Origin of the sequence: Allorhizobium ampelinum S4, from assembly GCF_000016285.1 — a bacterium.
Classification (GTDB): Bacteria; Pseudomonadota; Alphaproteobacteria; order Rhizobiales; family Rhizobiaceae; genus Allorhizobium; species Allorhizobium ampelinum.
Genome location: NC_011989.1, coordinates 1,729,125 through 1,746,923, shown reverse-complemented (window position 1 = coordinate 1,746,923; position 17,799 = coordinate 1,729,125). Strand labels below are relative to the sequence as shown.

Sequence of the window (17,799 nt, the reverse complement as noted above, 5' to 3'; positions counted from 1 at the left end):
TGACCGCACCGATAGACAGGCGGAAATCTGTTTCAAACACTGGAATGACATGGTGCATATTCAAGCGGACGGGGCAAGGTCAACAGCGGTGATATTGGTCGCGGCAGGCCGGGGAGAGCGCGCTGGCGCCTCCAGCGAGGGACCGAAGCAATATCGGCGGATCGGCGGAAAGCCTGTTATTGTCCATAGCCTGCTAGGCTTCGCAGATCTTCTCCCGCAGGCGACCCTGATCGTCGTCATTCATCCCGATGACGGGGCCTTGCTGGCCAATGCTCTAGCCCCCTATCCCCAGCTCGCTGCCTCTCTGACCATCACCCACGGCGGCAAAACCCGGCAGCAATCGGTTCTGGCTGGCTTGAGAGCCTTGCGGAATCAAAAGCCGGATTATGTGCTGATCCATGACGCGGTGCGACCGTTTTTCGATCAGCTGATGCTGCAACGAATTATCGCCCGGCTTGACGACGGTGCCGATGCCGTCTTGCCCGCCATCCCGGTGACCGATACGCTTAAACGTGGCGATGAGGGTGCGCGAGTCGTCGATACTGTGGCGCGCAGCGGACTTTTTGCAGCACAAACACCGCAGAGCTTCCACTTTGCCAAAATACTGGCTGCTCACGAAGACGCCGCAAGCGCTGGACGAGAGGATTTCACCGATGACGCCGCCATCGCCGAATGGGCGGGACTAACTGTCCATCTGGTGGAAGGCTCGCCTGACAATGTAAAACTGACCGTGAAACGGGATCTTGAAATGGCCGATGCCCGCCTCTCTCATAACGCTTTGCCTGATGTGCGCACCGGCAATGGCTATGATGTCCACCAACTGGTGCCGGGCGATGGCGTAACGCTTTGCGGCATTTTCATTGCCCATGACCAGGCCTTGAGCGGACATTCCGATGCCGATGTCGCCTTGCACGCCCTGACCGATGCGCTACTGGCCACCTGCGGGGCTGGCGATATCGGCGACCATTTCCCGCCATCAGACCCGCAATGGCGCGGTGCCGCGTCGCGGATCTTCCTGGAGCATGCAGCAAACATCGTGCGCGATGCGGGCGGTACAATCATGAATGCTGACATCTCGCTGATTGCAGAAGCACCAAAAATCGGCCCGCATCGCCAGATCATGCGCGAAAAGCTTTCCGAGATTCTCGGCATTGCGCTGGAGCGCTGCTCTGTCAAAGCGACGACCAACGAGAAAATCGGCTTTGTCGGCCGGGGCGAAGGTATTGCAGCCATTGCCACTGCCACGGTGGTTTTCCAGGGAAAGCCACAATGAGCCTGTTTCCCGATGATATGGAAAAGGCCGCCCAATCCATCATTGAAGACTTCACCAGACGCGGCCTGTCCATCGCCACCGCCGAATCCTGCACCGGCGGGCTTATCGCCGGTCTGCTGACCGAAATTGCCGGATCATCCGCCGTGGTGGATCGCGGCTACGTCACCTATTCCAACCAGGCGAAGATGGACATGCTGGGCGTGCCATCGCTAACGCTGGAAACCTATGGTGCCGTGTCGCGCGAAACGGCGCTCGCCATGGCCCACGGTGCCCTCTACCGTTCAGGCGCCTCCGTTTCGGTTGCTGTGACCGGTATCGCTGGGCCGGGCGGTGGCAGCGACGAGAAACCGGTTGGGCTGGTGCATATCGCAGCACTGGCGCGAACAGGCGCAGCCCGCCATCGGGAAATGCACTATGAAAACCATGGGCGCGAAGCGATCCGCCTAGCGACCATAAGAACCGCGCTCGCCTTACTAAAAGACATCCAGCAGCATTCGACTTGATTGCGCATTGCGCCACTCTATCTCCAGCATAGAAGACTGGAACAGGTACGGTGTTGCCGCAGTGTATGCTCCCTTTGAATTAACCTTTTTATTTGCGTCACCCGATTTAACAGGTGAATTTGGATGAAGTTTTGGAAGCTTTTCAAACACGCATTAAAACTGACATTTAACAATTGGTTCGCCGCGATAAAGATTACGGCACCATTTATCGCAATAGCCTTATCGCTTAAGGCCCTGACTATTGGTTATGCGGGCTTCGTCACCGTTGAGAACGACGCAATTTTGCGGACTATGCTTATCGTTTCTGAATTGTATGGCTTCGTAAGTTATCTTTGGATTGCGGTCGCCTGGCATCGCTTTATCCTGATTGATGAATATCCACGGCTTGTGCCGCGATTTCATGGTGCCCGCATCGTATCCTACTTCTTGAAAGGCTTGTTGATTGGCCTGTTGGTGATAATGGTCGCCATACCCATCGTCCTGTTTAATCTTATTGCCCGCGACATCAGATTTCTGGACCTATTTTTCATTCTGTTGTCATTTGTCGCGACTTTCGGGCTTATCACCATGGCAACGCGTCTGTCGACGCTTCTGCCAAGCGCGGCACTTGGTACATCCATGACAATAAGAGAGGCTTGGGATGCAACCCGGGCGGAAAATCTCGCCTGTCTCGGTGTCGCTGTGATGTTGTATGTCATCGCCGTTCCTGTTCTGGTGACAACATATCTTCTCCGCGACGGTCCTATCGTCCTCAGTATATTATGGGAAACGATATCCAGCGCTTTCCTGATGATGATTAGCCTATCCGTCATCACCACGCTTTACGGACATTACATCGAGAAGCGGCCGATAGGTTCGGGCACTCAGACGGTGCCATAAACCTTATTGGCCCGGGTCTCAAACGCCTCGGAAAACATCCGGAACGCCCGGTCGAACATCGAGCCCATCAGGGCGCCGAGAATCATGCTTTTGAACTCGTAATCGATGTAGAAATTCACCGCGCAGGTGCCATCGCCGAGATTTTCGAAGCGCCAGCGGTTGTCGAGATATTTGAACGGGCCTTCCAGATATTTGACATCGATAGCCCGCTCGTCCGGCTTCAGCAGCACTTGCGAAACGAAGGTCTCGCGGATCGCCTTGTAGCCCACGGTCATATTGGCGATCAGCAAAGTCTTGCCGTCGCGCTCCTTGCGCGATTGCACGGCAAGTTCCTCGCAAAGCGGCACGAATTCGGGATAGCGCTCGACATCGGCGACGAGCTCATACATGCGATCGGCTGAGTGCTGGACAATACGGCGGGTTTCAAACTTCGGCATAAGCCGCACTTAATCCTGCGCAACGGTAAGATCAAGAAGTCACGCCTGTGGTTTGGAAAATTTACAGGGAAATTCCTCAAAACCGCAGCGCGACATAACATCCTGATAAAAACTCACAGCAATTTGAAACCAAAATTTCCGGTTGCTGGCAAGGTCTCGCCTGAGGTGCTAGCCTTCCCTCATTCAAAGTCAAAAAGTCGCTAAGCTGTTTTAGAATCGAATTATTTTAGCAAGGAACCGCCAATGGCCGCTCCCTCGACCAATGACAACGTAGCCACCCATAAACCTCTTCAAGGCAAGGAACTGCGCAAGATCATGCTGGCCAGCGTGATCGGCACCACCATCGAGTGGTACGACCTGTTCATTTTCGCCACCGCCTCGGCTCTGGTGTTCAACAAGGTGTTCTTTCCCAGCGTCGATCCGCTGGTGGGTACGCTGCTGGCTTTCAGCACCTTCGCCTCGGCCTATCTGTCGCGCATGGTGGGCGCAGCCCTTTTCGGCCATTTCGGCGACAGGCTGGGGCGAAAATCGACATTGATGCTATCGTTGAGCCTGATGGGTCTTGCCACATTCGCCATCGGCCTTTTGCCCGGCTATGAAACACTCGGAGTATGGGCGCCTGTTCTCCTCGTCGTGCTGCGGCTTTTGCAGGGGCTGGCGCTGGGTGGCGAATGGGGCGGGGCTGTGCTTCTGGCGGTGGAACATGCACCGCAAAACAAGCGTGGGCTTTACGGGTCCTGGGTGCAGATCGGCGTTCCCGCTGGTACGTTTCTGGCCAATTCCGCCTTCCTGGTCTTATCCTCGGTTCTCTCGGAACAAAGCTTCCTGCTCTGGGGTTGGCGGGTGGCGTTTCTAATCAGCATCGTGCTCGTCGCCATCGGGTTCTACGTGCGCATGTCGGTGAGCGAAACGCCAGCATTCGCCCGCCACAGACAGCAGGCAGAGACGCAGCGCCTGCCGCTCGCCGATCTCATGCGGCGGCATTGGGCAAAGGTTCTGCTTGGCGGCTTCGCCACCCTATCCATCGGCTCGTCTTTCAATCTGATCGCGGTATTCGGCCTGTCCTATGGTACGCAGACGCTGCATTTTCCCAAGCAGCAGGTCTTGGCGATGATCCTGATCGCCTGCGCGGTCTGTGTTGTCCTTCTACCGCTGTTTGGCGCACTTTCGGACCGGGTCGGCCGCCGGAATGTCATTCTCGCCGGGATCTTTGCGGAAATCCTGTTTGCCTTCCCGATGTTCTGGCTGATGAACCATGGCGGTTTGCCGGGCGTGCTCCTCGGCTTCCTGCTGATGATGACAGCCTTTGCCGCCAATTTCGGACCGATTGCCACCTTTCTGTCAGAACTGTTCGAGACCGGCGTGCGCTATACCGGCCTGTCGATCTGCTACATGCTGGCTGGCGTGCTGGGCAGCGCAATGACCCCGATCATCACCGCCTGGCTGGTGGCAACGACCGGCAGCGCCGCGTCCGTAGCGTGGTATATCATGGGAGCCTCCGCCGTTTCCGCAGCGACTTTGCTGATCCTCTCCAGCAGCAGGCAACCAGCGGCAGCGTTTGCGGCATAAAAATCGGAAGAAGCGCCCTACCCCGAAGCGCCGATGAGGTCGAGAAGACGTGTGACCTCTCGGCGGGATTTCAGCACCAGAACCGGAACGTCCGGGCCATGAAGATCGAAATTGCGGATGAAGATCGGTGCGTGCTTGCGCTCGAAATTCCAGATGTAAGAAAGAAATTCCCGATCAGGCAACGGCTCTTCGCAGCCTTCGGCCATGGCAATGCGGACTTTGCCATAGTTACGCCAGACGCGCCCGGCGATGCCGCGAAGGCAAGCCATCCGAGACATTTTTACCCAGATCACCAGATCTGTCCGAGGTAATCGCAAATCGAACGTAGAGGGACTACTTCCGTCCATTACCCAACGTTCATGTGAGACCAGTTCAGCAATAATGTCTCGCTGAGCCTGTCTGTCTCTTTCTCGCCAACCGGGAAGCCAACGGACATCGCGATCAATCGATTGATAGTCGAGATCAAAGCGAGACGCGAGCTTTTGCGACAACGTGGTTTTGCCACCTCCCGAACAACCGACGACCATGATCCTGTTGCTGCTGCCAAGAAGATCGGCGGCGGCGGACATATCCACGTAACGCACCATGTCTACCTCCGCTGGCACCCGTCTAAAGCCGTTAAAAACTCGTTTGTCTGCCGGTGCGACCTGAGAACGACGACCGGTAGATCGGCCCGCGCATTTTCAAACTGTGTCTGAAATTGCGGTACTTCGCACGCCTCGAAATTCCAGACATATTGAAGAAACGGCCAATCGATCTTTTCAGGACATCCCGGCGCCATCTCTGGCCTGACCGTACCGCGATGTTTCAGCCAACGCGACAGAACACCGTAGATCGAAACACGGCGCGGCGGACGCATCCAGATGACCATATCGGCACGCGCCAGCCGGACTGGCAGGCTGCCGGGGCTGTTGCCGTCGATAATCCACCGCTCACCGGCGACAAACCGTTGCATCAGTTCAATCGCTTCCGACCTGGGCCGTAGCTTCCAACCGGGTAGCCAGAAGACGTCGCGATCCATGGAGATATAATCAAGGCCCAGCCGCTCGCACAGAATTTGCGACAGCGTGCTCTTACCGCTGCCGGAGCAGCCGACCACGCAGATGCGCTTGGCCGAGTTTAACAGTGTAGCGGCATCGTCAAGCTTGTCGATATATCGGGCCATGATGCATCACCCTTTGAGCATGAAAGCCCGACGCTTATAAGCGACGGGCTCCAATATCGGCAAGCATCATATACCGGAAATCTACTCCGCAGCCGCCAGCAGCTTCTTTTCGCGGTTGGCCTTCAGCCGGGCAAAATCGTCACCGGCATGGTGGGAGGAGCGGGTGAGCGGGCTGGAAGCAACCATCAGGAAGCCCTTGGTATAGGCGATATCCTCATAGGACTTGAACTCTTCCGGCGTCACGAAGCGTTCCACCTTGTGGTGCTTGCGGGTCGGCTGGAGATATTGGCCGATGGTCAGGAAATCCACGTCTGCGGTGCGCAGGTCATCCATCAATTGCAGCACTTCGTTGCGCTCTTCGCCAAGGCCGACCATGATGCCGGATTTGGTGAACATTGTCGGATCGAGTTCCTTGACCCGCTGCAACAGCCGCACCGAGTGGAAGTAGCGGGCGCCCGGACGCACGGTAAGGTAATTGCCTGGAACGGTTTCCATATTGTGGTTGAAGACGTCTGGCTTTGCAGCAACGACACGCTCCAGTGCGCCGGGCTTTTTCAAAAAGTCAGGGGTCAGGATTTCGATGGTCGTAGCGGGCGAAGCTTCGCGGATCGCCCAGATTACCTGTTCGAAATGCTCAGCGCCGCCATCGGCCAGGTCGTCGCGGTCCACGGACGTGATGACCACATGCGACAGGCCCATCTGGCGCACGGCCTTGGCCACATTGGCAGGCTCTTCGCGGTCAAGCGCATTCGGCTTGCCGGTCGCCACATTGCAGAAGGCGCAGGCGCGGGTGCAAATCTCACCCATGATCATGAAGGTGGCGTGCTTCTTTTCCCAGCACTCGCCAATATTCGGGCAGCCGGCTTCTTCGCAGACGGTGACCAGCTTGTGGGAGCGCACCAGTTCGCGAGTTTCCTGATAGCCCTTGGAGGTCGGAGCCTTCACCCTGATCCATTCCGGCTTGCGCAGCACTTCGGTATCCGGCTTGTGAGCCTTTTCCGGGTGGCGGATGCGCTTGTCGTCCGGCTTGGTTCTATCGAGGATGGTAACCATCGTGTTTCCTTTGCCGCCGATGAGCGGCTTTCAAGTATTTATTTCCGCACCAGCTTGGCGACGAACAGCAGAATGCAGGCACCGATAAAGCTGGTAATCAGATAGCCAACCCAATCGCTGGCGACGAAAATGTCAAAGCGCCGGAAGATGGCATTGGCGATGACCGAGCCGATAATGCCGATGACGATGTTCATGAAAATGCCGAAGCGCATGTCCATCAACTTGCCTGCCAGCCATCCGGCCAGACCACCCACGAAGATCGCCGTCAACCAGCCCACATTTTCCATCGTCTATCCTCTGTTGCCCGCCCCTATATAGCGAGCCGGGCAATGTCTCGCAATGTCACTGTCCGCTGGGTCAGGCGTTCAGCACCTTGCCATACGCATCAAGCACGCTTTCCTTCATCATTTCCGACAGGGTCGGATGCGGGAAGATGGTGTGCATCAGCTCTTCTTCTGTCGTCTCCAGGTTCATGGCGACCACGAAGCCCTGGATCAACTCGGTCACTTCCGCGCCAACCATATGCGCGCCGACCAATTCGCCGGTCTTCTTGTCGAAGATCGTCTTGATCATGCCATTGTCTTCGCCAAGCGCGATGGCCTTGCCATTGGCGTTGAAATTGTAGCGACCAACGCGGATCTCGCGGCCATCGGCCTTGGCCTTGGCTTCGGTGAGACCGACGGAGGCGACCTGCGGATTGCAATAGGTGCAGCCAGGGATCAGAGACTTGTTCATGGGATGAACATGCGGCAGACCGGCAATCTTCTCGATGCAGATCACGCCTTCATGTTCGGCCTTATGGGCCAACATTGGCGGACCTGCGACATCGCCGATGGCATAGAGGCCCGGCACATTGGTCTTGCCATAGCCGTCAATGACGATGCAGCCGCGATCCGTCTTGACGCCCAAAGCTTCCAGACCGAGATTTTCGATATTGCCCTGCACGCCGACAGCCGAAATCAGCCGGTCAGCGGTGATCTGCTGCACCTTGCCATCCTTGGTCTCGACATGAGCGGTGATGGAATTGGCGCCCTTTTCGACCTTGGAAACCTTGGCCTCGGTGATGATCTTCAGGCCGCGCTTTTCCAGCGCCTTGCGGGCGATGGTGGAGATTTCCACGTCCTCGACCGGCATGATATTGGCCATCAGCTCAACCACCGTCACATCCACGCCCATGGAGCGGTAGAAAGAGGCGAATTCGATGCCGATGGCGCCAGAGCCCATGACGACGATGGACTTCGGCATGAAATCCGGCTTCATCGCTTCGAAATAGGTCCAGATCAGCTTGCCATCCGGCTCGATGCCGGGCAGCGCGCGCGGGCGGGCTCCGGTGGCGACGATAATATGCTTGGCGGTATAGGTGCCCTCACCCAACACGCCTTTGGGAACCGGGTTTTGCGGCTGCACGGCTGGCTTGGACGATGCGCCGACGACGATTTCGTTTGGCTTGGTGAGCTTGGCTTCACCCCAGATCACATCGATCTTGTTCTTCTTCATCAGAAAGGCAACGCCGCCGTTGAGGCGGGCGGAGACACCACGCGACCGGGCAACAACGTCTTTCACATCGGCGGTCATCGTGCCGTTCAGCGTCAGGCCATAACTCTTGGCGTGATTGGCGTGATCGAGAATTTCCGCCGACCGCAGCAGCGCCTTGGTGGGGATACAGCCCCAGTTGAGGCAGATGCCGCCAAGATGCTCGCGCTCGACAATGGCGATTTTCAGGCCAAGCTGGGCTGCACGGATCGCAGTCACATAGCCGCCAGGGCCGGACCCGATGATGATGACGTCATAAGCATTCGACATGGGCGCTTCCACTCCTCGGTTTCCTTGGGGTTGCGCCTTTCGGCCCAACCCGTGACGGGACTGGAAGCGCAACCGGCTTATAATGCCGGTGTCTCGGCCTCCGGTTCGTGACGAACCAGCATCCCGTAGATTTCGTCCTTGAGCCGCATCCGCTTCTTCCTGAGGTCTTCCATATGGAAGTCGTCGAGCGGCTCTATATCGGTTTCAGCGCGGTGAACCTGCCGGTTGATCTCGTGATAGGCATCGAACAGCCGGACGAAATGACCGTCCGTTTCCTTCAAATGCCGCATCAGGGTCACAAATTCCGGAAATTCCTCTGCCAGTTCATGTGGAGTGTTGGACATGATCTTTTCCCCCTTCAAGGTTGCAAGATCATTTTAAACCCGCCACATGGTCATTCATTGATTCCAATCAACCCGTGCTACTGTCAGCGCCTTACCCTCACAGGCCCAGCATCATCCGCACCACCGGCTCCAGACCGCGCCCGATGGCGCGGGTATTGTCAGCATCGAGATGAATGCCATCCAGCGGCGTGGTCTTGGCCACCGAACCGGCATCGAAAAAGCCACAGCCCAGTTCATCCGCCGCATCGCGGTACATGCTGGCCAGCATTCCGCCTTCCTCGATGGAATGATTGAACATCGCTCCGAACATCACATTGGCGGTTTCGCGGATCGGCGGCGGCGAAACAATCAGCACATCCGGGCCTTCGAAATCAAAACCCCAGTCATGCTGATGGACCAGCTTGACCAACCGCTTGATGCCGCTTGTCGCTCCAATCGCCGTTCCCTGAATGCCCCGCTTCAGATCATTGGTACCCAACATCAGGATCACCAGATCCAGCGGCTTGTGGGTTTCAAGAATACTCGGCAACAGCCTCACACCATTGCGGTCGCAATCCGCCAGATGATCATCATAAGCAGTCGTGCGCCCGTTCAAACCTTCGGCGATCACCCTGACACCATGACCAAGCGCCTTTTGCAACACGCTGGTCCAGCGGTCCTCATGGGCGTGACGGCCAAGGGCGACTGGGTCGTATCCCCATGTCAGACTGTCGCCGTATGCGAGAACGGTTTTCATCTATTGAACCCTCCCTGACGGCCTTTGTAAGCGACAAAACCCCAGTGACTAAAAAGTAGTACCGTTCCGGAAATAAGCATTGCTACTAAATACGGAAGGTCTTCGCGGAAAGCTGCCGCCTCAAAAGATCCGAAAAGCAACGCAGTCAAACCAACAACAAACGCCACAAAAAGCACTGTCATCGAGAGATGAAAGACACCAATGCTAAAACGAAGCGACGCAAAAGATACGACATATGCAACAGCAGCCATTGGCAGCAAATTGAAACACACCAGAAACAGGTCCTGAGGGGGAGGAGCGCCACTACCTTCACCTCCCCTTGGAGATATGCTTCCCAAATAGAGAATGAAGGCGAGAAAACCTGAGATAACGCCAACAATCGTTGCATAGAAGCTTGTCCTTAGACACCTCTTCATCGACTGCCTTCGAGACATCAGGTTATCTGCCACCATCCTCTTGAGGCCTTTTACACCAGCATGCCCATCGGGTTTTCGATGTAGCGTTTGAATGCACCGAGAAGTTCAGCACCCAAGGCTCCATCGACCGCGCGGTGGTCGGTGGACAGCGTCACTGTCATGACATTGGCGATTTTCATTTCGCCCTTTTTCACGACAACGCGCTCTTCACCAGCGCCAACGGCCAGAATGGTCGCATGCGGCGGGTTGACCACGGCGGCGAAGTTCTTGACGCCCATCATGCCCATGTTGGAGACCGCTGTTGTGCCGCCCTGATATTCCTCAGGCTTCAGCTTGCGGCTCTTGGCGCGTGCGCCCAGATCCTTCATTTCGTTGGAAATGGCGGACAGGCTCTTCAGCTCGGCCTGGCGGATGATCGGGGTGATCAGGCCGCCGGGGATCGACACAGCCACGCCGACATCGGCATGCTTGTGCTTGACCATATTGGTATCCGTCCAGGAAACGTTGGCATCCGGCACATCGCGCAGCGCCAGCGCCATGGCCTTGATGACCATATCGTTGACCGAGAGCTTGTAGACCGGCTTGCCATCCTTTTCGGGAGCGGCGGTGTTGAGCTGGGCGCGCAGCGCCAGCAGGGCATCCAATTCGCAATCCACGGAGACGTAGAAATGCGGAATGGTTTGCTTCGATTCCTGCAAGCGCTTGGCGATGGTCTTGCGCATGCCGTCATGCGGCACAAGCTCGTAGGAACCTTCGGCAAACAGCTTGAGCACGGCGTCGTCAGACATGCCCTTGGCCAGCACCGGAGCAGGTGCAGCGCCAGACGCAGCCGGAGCGGCAGCAGGCTTGGCACCACCGGTGCTGACAGCCTTTTCGACGTCGCTCTTGACCACCCGGCCCTTCGGACCGGTACCGGAAATCGCCTTAAGATCAAGACCGGCTTCCTTGGCGAGACGACGGGCAAGCGGCGACGAGAATACACGGTCACCGGAGGCGGCTGCCGGAGCAGCGGCCTGGGGGGCCGCAGCAGGAGCATCCGCCTTGGCAGCGGGAGTTTCGGCCTTCGGAGCTTCGCCCTTGGGTGCCTCAGCCTTTGCCGGAGCAGATGCACCGCCGCCAGCCGCAGCAGCCGAGACATCCTCGCCTTCAGCGGCGAGAATGGCGATCAGCGCATTGACCTTGACGCCTTCGGTGCCAGCGGCAACGACGATCTTGGCAACGACGCCTTCATCGACCGCTTCCACTTCCATGGTTGCCTTGTCGGTTTCAATCTCAGCGATCACGTCGCCGGACTTGACGGTATCGCCTTCCTTGACCAGCCACTTGGCCAGATTGCCCTCTTCCATCGTGGGAGAGAGGGCCGGCATGGTGATATTGATCGGCATATGCCTCGCCTCCCCTTATTTGTAGCAGACGGATTTAACGGCCTGGACCACTTCGCCGACATTCGGCAGAGCGAGCTTTTCGAGATTGGCCGCGTAAGGCATCGGCACGTCCTTGCCAGCCACGGTCAGAACAGGCGCATCGAGGTAATCGAAGGCTTCGCGCTGAATGCGGTTGGCCACGAAATCGCCCACGGACGACTGCGGATAGCCTTCTTCCACCACGACCAGACGACCGGTCTTCTTGACCGATTCGATTACCGTCGGCAGATCCATCGGACGGATGGTGCGCAGGTCGATCAATTCGACATCGATGCCAAGCTTGGTCAGCTCTTCCACAGCCTTGGTCGCATAGGTCATGCCAATGCTCCAGGACACGACAGTGACATCCTTGCCAGACTTATGAATGCGCGCCTTGCCAATCGGCAGAACGAAATCATCCAGCTTCGGCACATCAAAGCTGTGACCGTAGAGGATTTCGTTTTCGAGGAAGACCACCGGGTTCGGATCGCGGATCGCCGCTTTCAGCAGGCCCTTGGCATCCGCTGCCGTGTAAGGCGAAATCACCTTCAGGCCGGGGATCTGGCTATACCATGCGGCATAATCCTGGCTGTGCTGCGCACCAACGCGGGCCGCAGCGCCGTTCGGGCCACGGAACACGATGGGCGCGCCCATCTGACCGCCGGACATGTAGAGCGTCTTGGCAGCCGAGTTGATGATCTGGTCAATCGCCTGCATGGCGAAGTTGAAGGTCATGAACTCAACAATCGGACGCAGACCCGCCATGGCGGCACCCACGGCCACACCAGCAAAACCATGCTCGGTGATCGGGGTATCGACCACGCGACGGTCGCCGAATTCGGCAAGCAGGCCCTGGGTGATCTTGTAGGCACCCTGGTATTCCGCCACTTCCTCACCGATGATGAACACATCGTCATTGGCGCGCATTTCTTCAGCCATGGCTTCGCGCAGCGCTTCACGCACTGTCATCGATACCATTTCCGTTCCGGCCGGAATGGACGGATCGCTGGCAGCGCTGGAAATCGGCTGAGCCGGAACAGGCGCGGAAGCAGAACCGGTCTCGGTCGGCTTTTCTTCCTGCGGAACGGCTGGTGCCGCTGCTTCTTCAGCCTTGGGAGCCGAAACCTCGGAGGCGCTTTCGCCATCCTGCAACAGCACGGCAATCGGCGTGTTGACCTTGACATTCTGGGTTCCGGCTTCAATCAGCAGCTTGCCGATCACGCCTTCATCCACGGCTTCCACTTCCATGGTTGCCTTGTCGGTTTCGATTTCGGCGATCACGTCGCCGGACTTGACGCTATCGCCTTCGGCTTTCAGCCATTTGGACAGCGTGCCTTCCTCCATTGTCGGAGACAGGGCGGGCATGAGAATATTGATTGGCATGGGCTAACCCTCCCTCTCGCTTACAACAGGATGTCGGTGTAGAGCTCGGATGCATCCGGCTCCGGATCGGCTTGGGCGAAATCGGCGCTGTCGGCGACGATATCGCGCACGTCCTTGTCGATCAGCTTGAGATCGTCTTCGCTGGCCCAACCCTTTTCCAGGAGACGCAGCCGGACCTGTTCGATCGGGTCATGCTCGGAGCGCATTTTCTGCACTTCGTCCTTGGAGCGGTATTTGGCCGGGTCGGACATGGAGTGACCGCGATAGCGATAGGTTTCCATTTCCAGGATGACCGGGCCTTTGCCGGCGCGGCAATGCTCGACCGCCTGCACGGCAGCCGCCTTGACGGCGCGCACATCCATGCCATCCACCTTGAAGCCGGGAATGTTGAAGGACACGCCGCGCTGGGAGAAATCCGTCTGCGCCGAGGCGCGGGCAACGGAGGTACCCATGGCATAACGGTTGTTCTCGATCACATAGATCACCGGCAGGTTCCACAGGCGCGCCATGTTGAAGCTCTCATAGACCTGGCCCTGGTTGGCCGCGCCATCGCCGAAATAGGCGAGAGAGACATTGTCATTGCCACGATACTTGTTGGCGAAGGCCAGACCCGTGCCAAGCGACACCTGGGCGCCGACGATGCCGTGACCACCGTAGAAATGCTTCTCCTTGGAGAACATGTGCATGGAGCCGCCCTTGCCCTTGGACAAGCCGCCGCGACGTCCGGTCAGTTCGGCCATCACACCGCGTGCGCTCATGCCGCAGGCCAGCATATGGCCGTGGTCACGATAGCCGGTAATGACTTGATCGCCGAGCTTCAGCGCCATCTGCATGCCGACGACGACAGCCTCCTGGCCAATGTAGAGGTGACAGAAACCGCCGATGAAGCCCATGCCGTAAAGCTGACCGGCTTTTTCCTCGAAGCGGCGGATCAGAAGCATTTCGCGATAGGCTTTCAGCTCCTTTTCGCGGTCGAATTCTTCAATCGTCCCCACAGCGAAATCACCTTTTACAGGCTTTGCTGCCGGTTTGCGGCCTGAAGCAGTCGCGTTTTTGCGCGGTGCCATTCATCCCTCCCTGAGTTGTGTAAGGGTTTTTGATTGGCACACACCATATGCAAGAATGGGACAGGCCGCAATGCATTAAATGCATGCCTTCCATTCCGTATAAACACCAGATTTTTAATAATTTTTTGCAATTAACTGGATTTCAGTTAATCAACAATCCCCTAAATATCACGGGCATTGTCGCCAAAGATGTGATCCACACTAGCGATTGAAAATCACGATCTCATCAGGGCGCGACATATTCAGCTGATATCGGGCTTTTTCATCGATCATATCGCGTTCAAGCGAGCCGTCGCTGAGCAGTTTTACTTGAGTTTCCAGCTTTTTGCGGTCGTGAATGAGCGCTGCCAGTTCCTTGCTGCGCTCGGCCCGCACCACATCGAAATGCTCACCGGCCTTCAATCCGTAATCACCATGAATGCTGTGATAGCCGAAATAGCCGATAAAGGCGATGGTAACGGCAGGAAGGACCAGGCGTCCAAATTTACGGTTCTTATGGTGACGTGTCCACATTCTCGATTTGGCCTTGCAACGCACAACATCTTTGCAGAGACATTAGAGCCATTTGCTTAACCGAGTATTGACCTTGTTACGAAAAAGTTCGGCATCCCCTCAATGCAAAAAGCCCGCACCGTTTGCGCGGCGCGGGCTTGAGAGAAGGGCGGTTGCGGAACGAGCGGCTCCGCCAGCGGCATCAGGCCTTCAGAATGGACGTACCGGCATAAGCGGCCTGCGGTCCAAGCAGTTCCTCAATGCGGATCAGCTGGTTGTACTTGGCCAGCCGGTCGGAACGCGACAGTGAGCCGGTCTTGATCTGCCCGCAATTGGTCGCAACCGACAAGTCGGCAATGATCGAGTCTTCGGTTTCGCCGGAACGATGCGACATGACGGCGGTATAGGCGGCCTTGTGCGCGGTCTCAACGGCATCCAGCGTTTCCGACAGCGAACCGATCTGGTTGACCTTGACGAGGATCGAGTTTGCGACACCCATGCGAATACCGTCGCGCAGGCGGGCGGAGTTGGTGACGAACAGATCGTCGCCGACCAGCTGGGTCGTCGCACCGATCTTGTCGGTCAGGTATTTCCAGCCGTCCCAATCGTCTTCGCCCATGCCGTCTTCGATGGAGATGATCGGGTATTTGGCAGCCAGTTCAGCCAGATATTCCGCCATGGCTTCCGGCTCCAGCGTCCGGCCTTCGCCTTCCAGAACGTATTTGCCGTCCTTGAAGAATTCGGTCGAAGCGCAGTCGAGCGCCAGATACATGTCTTCGCCTGGGCGGTAGCCAGCCTTCTCAATCGATTTCATGATGAAATCAAGAGCTTCCGGCGCACTTTTCAAGCCCGGTGCGAAGCCACCTTCATCACCGACATTGGTGTTGAAGCCCTGTGCCGAGAGTTCCTTCTTCAGCGTATGGAACACCTCAGAGCCCATGCGCACCGCATCACGGATATTGTCCGCGCCGACAGGCATGATCATGAATTCCTGGAAGTCGATTGGATTGTCGGCATGCGCGCCGCCATTGATGATGTTCATCATTGGCACAGGCAGGATGCGGGCGTTCGGACCACCGACATAGCGATAGAGGGGCAGGCCGGAGGCTTCGGCAGCGGCCTTGGCCACGGCCAGCGACACGCCGAGAATGGCGTTGGCACCGAGGCGCGACTTGTTTGGCGTGCCGTCCAGCTCGCGCATGATCGTGTCGATCTGGATCTGGTTTTCAGCGTCATGGCCGCCGATGGCATCATAGATTTCGCTGTTGACGGCTTCGACCGCCTTTTCGACGCCCTTGCCCAGATAACGCTTGCCGCCATCGCGCAGTTCGACAGCTTCATGGGCGCCTGTGGAAGCGCCCGACGGAACCGCAGCGCGGCCCATGCTGCCATCTTCCAGATAGACATCGACTTCGACGGTCGGATTGCCGCGGCTGTCGAGAATCTCGCGGGCAATAATGTCGGTAATAGCGGTCATGGTCACTCCCTGCTGTAAAGGCTGAACAAGGCTCTGTTCGCCCTGTCTTAGCCGATGAATTGAAAATTACAATGACATGGTCCAGGTCAGGCCGCCTTGGTGACGGCGTCGAACGCCAACAGCTTTTCCAGCAAACGCTCAAGGTCCTTCAGGTAAACCATATTGGGGCCATCGGACGGTGCATTGTCTGGGTCCTGATGCGATTCGATGAAGAGGCCCGCCACACCAACCGCCACAGCAGCGCGTGCCAGCGTTTCCACGAATTCGCGCTGGCCACCGGTCGAGCCGCCCTGCCCGCCCGGTTGCTGTACCGAGTGCGTGGCATCGAAGATCACCGGCGCACCCATGCCTGCCATGATCGGCAGCGAGCGCATGTCGGAGACCAGCGTGTTATAACCGAAGGAAGCGCCGCGCTCGCAGAGCATCACATTGGGATTGCCCGAGAGGGTAATTTTTTCCATGACATTTTTCATGTCCCAGGGCGCCAGAAACTGACCCTTCTTGACATTGATCGCCCTCCCGGTCTTCGCCGCAGCAATCAGAAGATCGGTCTGGCGGCACAGGAAGGCCGGGATCTGCAACACATCAACCACTTCAGCCACTTCGGCGCACTGGTCTTCGTTGTGAATGTCTGTCAGGACAGGAAAACCGAATTCCTTCTTCAGATCGGCAAAGATCGCCAACCCCTGCTCGATGCCAATCCCGCGCCCAGCCTTCAGCGAGGTGCGGTTTGCCTTGTCGAAGGAGGATTTATAGACAAGGCCAATGCCGAGTTTGTCGCAGATTTCCTTGATCCCGCCCGCCATCATGAAGGCGTGCTCGCGGCTTTCCATCTGGCAGGGACCGCAGATCAGCGAAATTTTCGCACTGTTGGAGAAGGAGACCGTCTTGGCGCCTTCGCCAATGGTGACGGTTGCATTCGGCAGGGCAGAAGCGGTCATGGCGTATTCTCCTCAAACAGAAAGGCAACGCCCTGTCCGGGCGCGGCCGGGACGGTAATGCCGCCCGCTAGTCTCTCATGGGCAACGCCATTAGCAGCCAGAACCGCCGCTGTCACCTCAAGATCAGCAACCGTAAACACCAGTGCCTCGGCCACCAGGGCCTTGTTCTTCGTCTCGCCGGAAATGATTTCTATCGACAGATTGGCGGCGTCGAAGGCCAATCCATTGGTGGTCTCTCTGGCTGCTACGCCCAATATGGTTTGTAACCAACTGGCATAAAGCGCTGGCTTCGGCGCATAGAAAAACACCCGCGTCAAACCGATGACGCCATTGGTATGGGTTTCGAGCGCTGTCCTGTCGGCGGGCAACGGATTGACCCGCTCGCAGGCAAACAGAAAGAACGGCTCAACCTCCCGCGCTGAAAAGGCAAGGTGAAAGCGGGCAACAGTCTCGCTCCCATCCGGCAACCGCATGGGCCTTGAAAATTCCAGCATGTCGCCACCTGTCATCCCCGCCGCGACAAAGGCCGCATGATCCGCCTTGGCGTCCTGCGATGCAGTGACAATCGCCGAGAGACCCTGACTATACGCCTGCCTGAAGGTGCGATCACGCCGGATGAAGACATTGCCGTTCGCAATGGCTGCGTCCACAGCCTTATGGTCGTTGATCGCCAATGGCTCCAGATAGATCCCATCGGCCAGGAATAGGCAAGCATTGACCGTGCCGAAGGGATGGTGCCCATCCGGTGCGACTGTAAAGCCAAGAGCGGTCAGGCGGCTTCGCGCCGCCTCCAGCGTTTCCACCGGAAGCACCAGATGATCGACAAGACGGGCATTTGTATTCGACATGCTAAAAACT

General features: G+C 57.3%; 20 protein-coding genes. 4 read left to right on the top strand and 16 right to left on the bottom strand.

What is annotated here, in order from left to right; all coding sequences use genetic code 11:
• Positions 1-49: 49 nt before the first annotated feature.
• The 3 genes from AVI_RS08310 to AVI_RS08300 all read left to right on the top strand — a co-directional run bounded on the left by AVI_RS08310 (position 50) and on the right by AVI_RS08300 (position 2,655).
• Complete coding sequence (locus AVI_RS08310) at positions 50-1,273, top strand: bifunctional 2-C-methyl-D-erythritol 4-phosphate cytidylyltransferase/2-C-methyl-D-erythritol 2,4-cyclodiphosphate synthase (RefSeq protein WP_015915940.1); 1,224 nt, start codon at positions 50-52, stop codon at positions 1,271-1,273.
• Positions 1,270-1,776 (top strand): CinA family protein, encoded by a 507-nt coding sequence (locus tag AVI_RS08305; protein WP_015915939.1) that lies wholly within the window; start codon positions 1,270-1,272, stop codon positions 1,774-1,776. The genes AVI_RS08310 and AVI_RS08305 overlap by 4 nt, the downstream gene beginning before the upstream one ends.
• Positions 1,777-1,899: 123 nt before the next feature.
• Positions 1,900-2,655, top strand: coding sequence for a hypothetical protein (locus AVI_RS08300; RefSeq protein WP_015915938.1), 756 nt, complete (start codon positions 1,900-1,902; stop codon positions 2,653-2,655).
• Here AVI_RS08300 and AVI_RS08295 read toward each other — a convergent pair.
• Positions 2,640-3,092, bottom strand: coding sequence for a type II toxin-antitoxin system RatA family toxin (locus AVI_RS08295; RefSeq protein WP_015915937.1), 453 nt, complete (start codon positions 3,090-3,092; stop codon positions 2,640-2,642). The two genes, AVI_RS08300 and AVI_RS08295, sit on opposite strands and share 16 nt — an antisense overlap.
• Positions 3,093-3,335: 243 nt before the next feature.
• On the opposite strand from AVI_RS08295, the gene AVI_RS08290 reads away from it, so the two are divergent.
• Positions 3,336-4,661, top strand: coding sequence for an MFS transporter (locus AVI_RS08290; protein WP_015915936.1), 1,326 nt, complete (start codon positions 3,336-3,338; stop codon positions 4,659-4,661).
• Positions 4,662-4,678: 17 nt separating this feature from the next.
• On the opposite strand, the gene AVI_RS08285 is transcribed toward AVI_RS08290, so the two are convergent.
• The 15 genes from AVI_RS08285 to AVI_RS08215 all read right to left on the bottom strand — a co-directional run bounded on the left by AVI_RS08285 (position 4,679) and on the right by AVI_RS08215 (position 17,789).
• Positions 4,679-5,248 carry a P-loop NTPase family protein gene (locus AVI_RS08285; RefSeq protein WP_015915935.1) on the bottom strand — a complete coding sequence of 190 codons (570 nt, stop codon included), beginning with the start codon at positions 5,246-5,248 and terminating at the stop codon, positions 4,679-4,681.
• 2 nt (positions 5,249-5,250) lie between these two features.
• A complete protein-coding gene (locus AVI_RS08280) occupies positions 5,251-5,826 on the bottom strand; it encodes a P-loop NTPase family protein (protein ID WP_015915934.1) in 576 nt (191 codons plus the stop codon).
• Positions 5,827-5,907: 81 nt separating this feature from the next.
• Positions 5,908-6,879 (bottom strand): lipoyl synthase, encoded by a 972-nt coding sequence (gene lipA, locus AVI_RS08275; protein WP_015915933.1) that lies wholly within the window; start codon positions 6,877-6,879, stop codon positions 5,908-5,910.
• A 38-nt stretch (positions 6,880-6,917) separates the two neighbouring features.
• Complete coding sequence (locus AVI_RS08270; protein ID WP_015915932.1) at positions 6,918-7,166, bottom strand: GlsB/YeaQ/YmgE family stress response membrane protein; 249 nt, start codon at positions 7,164-7,166, stop codon at positions 6,918-6,920.
• Positions 7,167-7,236: 70 nt separating this feature from the next.
• Positions 7,237-8,682: a dihydrolipoyl dehydrogenase gene (gene lpdA, locus AVI_RS08265; RefSeq protein WP_015915931.1), complete on the bottom strand. Its 1,446-nt coding sequence runs from the start codon at positions 8,680-8,682 to the stop codon at positions 7,237-7,239.
• A 77-nt stretch (positions 8,683-8,759) separates the two neighbouring features.
• Positions 8,760-9,026 (bottom strand): HP1242/YdcH family protein, encoded by a 267-nt coding sequence (locus tag AVI_RS08260; RefSeq protein WP_015915930.1) that lies wholly within the window; start codon positions 9,024-9,026, stop codon positions 8,760-8,762.
• A gap of 97 nt (positions 9,027-9,123) precedes the next feature.
• Positions 9,124-9,762 carry an SGNH/GDSL hydrolase family protein gene (locus AVI_RS08255; RefSeq protein WP_015915929.1) on the bottom strand — a complete coding sequence of 213 codons (639 nt, stop codon included), beginning with the start codon at positions 9,760-9,762 and terminating at the stop codon, positions 9,124-9,126.
• Positions 9,759-10,214, bottom strand: a complete 456-nt coding sequence (locus AVI_RS08250; protein ID WP_041696548.1) for a hypothetical protein — start codon at positions 10,212-10,214, stop codon at positions 9,759-9,761. Before AVI_RS08250 ends, AVI_RS08255 begins: the two co-directional genes overlap by 4 nt.
• 14 nt (positions 10,215-10,228) lie before the next feature.
• Positions 10,229-11,563: a pyruvate dehydrogenase complex dihydrolipoamide acetyltransferase gene (locus AVI_RS08245; protein ID WP_015915928.1), complete on the bottom strand. Its 1,335-nt coding sequence runs from the start codon at positions 11,561-11,563 to the stop codon at positions 10,229-10,231.
• 15 nt (positions 11,564-11,578) lie between these two features.
• On the bottom strand, positions 11,579-12,964 hold the full coding sequence (locus AVI_RS08240; protein ID WP_015915927.1) for a pyruvate dehydrogenase complex E1 component subunit beta: 1,386 nt from the start codon (positions 12,962-12,964) through the stop codon (positions 11,579-11,581).
• 20 nt (positions 12,965-12,984) lie between these two features.
• Positions 12,985-14,031 (bottom strand): pyruvate dehydrogenase (acetyl-transferring) E1 component subunit alpha, encoded by a 1,047-nt coding sequence (gene pdhA, locus AVI_RS08235; protein WP_015915926.1) that lies wholly within the window; start codon positions 14,029-14,031, stop codon positions 12,985-12,987.
• A 201-nt stretch (positions 14,032-14,232) separates the two neighbouring features.
• On the bottom strand, positions 14,233-14,544 hold the full coding sequence (locus AVI_RS08230; protein WP_015915925.1) for an FtsB family cell division protein: 312 nt from the start codon (positions 14,542-14,544) through the stop codon (positions 14,233-14,235).
• Positions 14,545-14,725: 181 nt separating this feature from the next.
• Positions 14,726-16,000, bottom strand: a complete 1,275-nt coding sequence (eno, locus tag AVI_RS08225) for a phosphopyruvate hydratase (RefSeq protein ID WP_015915924.1) — start codon at positions 15,998-16,000, stop codon at positions 14,726-14,728.
• Between the two features lie 86 nt (positions 16,001-16,086).
• The gene (gene kdsA, locus AVI_RS08220) at positions 16,087-16,941 is read right to left on the bottom strand and encodes a 3-deoxy-8-phosphooctulonate synthase (protein ID WP_015915923.1); all 855 of its coding nucleotides are present in this window, start codon (positions 16,939-16,941) and stop codon (positions 16,087-16,089) included.
• On the bottom strand, positions 16,938-17,789 hold the full coding sequence (locus AVI_RS08215; RefSeq protein ID WP_015915922.1) for a VOC family protein: 852 nt from the start codon (positions 17,787-17,789) through the stop codon (positions 16,938-16,940). The genes kdsA and AVI_RS08215 overlap by 4 nt, the downstream gene beginning before the upstream one ends.
• Positions 17,790-17,799 lie beyond the last annotated feature (10 nt).

Bases quoted from the DNA above. Each gene is read 5' to 3' on its own strand.
- AVI_RS08230 (WP_015915925.1), bottom strand. From the start codon at position 14,544: ATGTGGACACGTCACCATAAGAACCGTAAATTTGGACGCCTGGTCCTT.
- eno (WP_015915924.1), bottom strand. From the start codon at position 16,000: ATGACCGCTATTACCGACATTATTGCCCGCGAGATTCTCGACAGCCGC.
- AVI_RS08285 (WP_015915935.1), bottom strand. From the start codon at position 5,248: ATGGTGCGTTACGTGGATATGTCCGCCGCCGCCGATCTTCTTGGCAGC.
- AVI_RS08260 (WP_015915930.1), bottom strand. From the start codon at position 9,026: ATGTCCAACACTCCACATGAACTGGCAGAGGAATTTCCGGAATTTGTG.
- AVI_RS08290 (WP_015915936.1), top strand. From the start codon at position 3,336: ATGGCCGCTCCCTCGACCAATGACAACGTAGCCACCCATAAACCTCTT.
- kdsA (WP_015915923.1), bottom strand. From the start codon at position 16,941: ATGACCGCTTCTGCCCTGCCGAATGCAACCGTCACCATTGGCGAAGGC.
- AVI_RS08305 (WP_015915939.1), top strand. From the start codon at position 1,270: ATGAGCCTGTTTCCCGATGATATGGAAAAGGCCGCCCAATCCATCATT.
- AVI_RS08250 (WP_041696548.1), bottom strand. From the start codon at position 10,214: ATGGTGGCAGATAACCTGATGTCTCGAAGGCAGTCGATGAAGAGGTGT.
- AVI_RS08245 (WP_015915928.1), bottom strand. From the start codon at position 11,563: ATGCCGATCAATATCACCATGCCGGCCCTCTCTCCCACGATGGAAGAG.
- AVI_RS08270 (WP_015915932.1), bottom strand. From the start codon at position 7,166: ATGGAAAATGTGGGCTGGTTGACGGCGATCTTCGTGGGTGGTCTGGCC.
- pdhA (WP_015915926.1), bottom strand. From the start codon at position 14,031: ATGGCACCGCGCAAAAACGCGACTGCTTCAGGCCGCAAACCGGCAGCA.
- AVI_RS08280 (WP_015915934.1), bottom strand. From the start codon at position 5,826: ATGGCCCGATATATCGACAAGCTTGACGATGCCGCTACACTGTTAAAC.
- lipA (WP_015915933.1), bottom strand. From the start codon at position 6,879: ATGGTTACCATCCTCGATAGAACCAAGCCGGACGACAAGCGCATCCGC.
- AVI_RS08240 (WP_015915927.1), bottom strand. From the start codon at position 12,964: ATGCCAATCAATATTCTCATGCCCGCCCTGTCTCCGACAATGGAGGAA.
- lpdA (WP_015915931.1), bottom strand. From the start codon at position 8,682: ATGTCGAATGCTTATGACGTCATCATCATCGGGTCCGGCCCTGGCGGC.
- AVI_RS08295 (WP_015915937.1), bottom strand. From the start codon at position 3,092: ATGCCGAAGTTTGAAACCCGCCGTATTGTCCAGCACTCAGCCGATCGC.
- AVI_RS08255 (WP_015915929.1), bottom strand. From the start codon at position 9,762: ATGAAAACCGTTCTCGCATACGGCGACAGTCTGACATGGGGATACGAC.
- AVI_RS08300 (WP_015915938.1), top strand. From the start codon at position 1,900: ATGAAGTTTTGGAAGCTTTTCAAACACGCATTAAAACTGACATTTAAC.
- AVI_RS08215 (WP_015915922.1), bottom strand. From the start codon at position 17,789: ATGTCGAATACAAATGCCCGTCTTGTCGATCATCTGGTGCTTCCGGTG.
- AVI_RS08310 (WP_015915940.1), top strand. From the start codon at position 50: ATGGTGCATATTCAAGCGGACGGGGCAAGGTCAACAGCGGTGATATTG.